General features: G+C 58.1%; 1 protein-coding gene. It reads right to left on the bottom strand.

Going from position 1 to position 1,158, the window contains the following annotated elements; translation table 11 throughout:
• Positions 1–87 precede the first annotated feature (87 nt).
• Positions 88–1,158 (bottom strand): methionine--tRNA ligase (gene metG / locus Q4P78_RS09135; RefSeq protein ID WP_303340054.1); only part of this gene is annotated, 1,071 nt, incomplete at its 5' end.

The raw sequence follows: 1,158 nt of genomic DNA, 5'->3' as shown, positions 1-1,158 counted from the left end.
CCCGCTAACATTACGAGCAACAGAAAGTCCCGGAGGCAACGGTATTCGTTGCTTCCGGGACTTTTAGCGTATGAAGATACGTGCCGGTTACGCCTCTTTCGGCTCCTCATACCGGGGGAACACCGGCGACGGGGCCGGAAGCTCAGCACCGGCGACCAGGGCATCACCCAGCGCGGTAAACTGGCGCGCATCACCTTCAGCAACACCCAGCAGACCCAGCAGCTTCGCCATGGAGGCGGGCATCACCGGCTGCATGAGGATAGCAACCTGGCGCACCACCTCAAGGGTCACATACAGCACTGTGCCCATGCGCTCCAGCTCACCGTTCTTACGCAAAGCCCACGGCTGCTGCTCCGCAAAATAGGCGTTCGTATCGGCAAGCACCGTCCAGATACGCTCCAAGCCACGGTGGAATGCCTGCTCATCATAGTCCGCGCGAACCGGCTCATACAGGGCGGCAGCATCAGCCAAAATCTTACGATCAGCCTCGGTCAATTCGCCGGGGGTAGGCACCCTACCGTCACAGTTCTTCGCCACCATCGACAGCGAACGCTGCGCCAAGTTCCCCAGGTTATTCGCCAAATCCGAATTAATACGGTTCTTAATCGCCTCGGCGGAATACGAGCCGTCCTGCCCGAATGAGACCTCACGCATCAGGAAGAACCGCACCTGGTCCAGCCCGAAGGCCGCCACCAGGTCGGCAGGATCCACCACATTACCCACCGATTTCGACATTTTCTCGCCATTAACCAGCAGGAACCCGTGCCCAAATACGCGTTTGGGCAGCTCAAGACCGGCAGACCAGAGGAACGCAGGCCAGTAGATAGAGTGGAAACGGGTAATGTCCTTACCAATCAGGTGCAGGTCTGCCGGCCAGTATTTGGTGAAAAGCTCCCCCTCAGTGTTCGGGTAGCCCAGGCCAGTCAGGTAGTTAGTCAGCGCATCCACCCACACGTACATAACGTGCTTATCATTACCGGGTACGGGCACGCCCCAGTCGAAGGTGGTGCGCGAAATTGAGAGGTCATTCAGTCCGCCCTTGACGAACGAGGTCAGCTCATTGCGGCGCGACTCGGGGTAAATGTAGCCCTGGGTTGCGTAAAGCTCCAGCAGCTTATCGGCATACTTTGAGAGGCGGAAGAAATACGACTCTTCCTC

Source organism: Rothia sp. (in: high G+C Gram-positive bacteria) (assembly GCF_030540545.1).
In the GTDB taxonomy this organism is placed as follows: Bacteria; Actinomycetota; Actinomycetes; order Actinomycetales; family Micrococcaceae; genus Rothia.
This window is presented reverse-complemented; position numbering and strand designations above follow the sequence as displayed.